The sequence below is a fragment of the Salinivibrio costicola subsp. alcaliphilus genome, assembly GCF_001996185.1.
Classification (GTDB): domain Bacteria; phylum Pseudomonadota; class Gammaproteobacteria; order Enterobacterales; family Vibrionaceae; genus Salinivibrio; species Salinivibrio costicola.
Genome location: NZ_MUFR01000170.1, coordinates 1 through 337, shown reverse-complemented (window position 1 = coordinate 337; position 337 = coordinate 1). Strand labels below are relative to the sequence as shown.

The following is a 337-nucleotide window of genomic DNA, read 5'->3' as shown; positions in this document are numbered from 1 at the left end:
ACTGGTGAATGTGGATGGAACGCTTGATGGCCGTTTAACCATGTTCTCACGCCCCCTCCATATAAAAACCCTGCCACGTTGGCGTTGGGTGGATGCCACTCCGTTCGATGAAAACAACCCCAAGCACATGAAAATGCTGTATCGCGCTTATAGTAACCTTATCACCTTGCTCAAAAAGCGGGATTTTGAAGGGTTAAAAATGGCGTGGTCACTCTCGAACCGAGAAAAAGCGAAAGCTGAAGCCTATATGACCGAGCCGGATGAATTTTTTGATGTGATGGACTTACCGGGTAAATTTGAGCGAGCTGATGATGCGCGAGTTGAGCCAAGATTTGAT

At 47.2% G+C, this 337-nt stretch carries 1 pseudogene; it reads left to right on the top strand.

Going from position 1 to position 337, the window contains the following annotated elements:
• Nucleotides 1–337: pseudogene (locus BZJ21_RS15735) on the top strand (glycosyl hydrolase family 26); the annotation flags it as partial.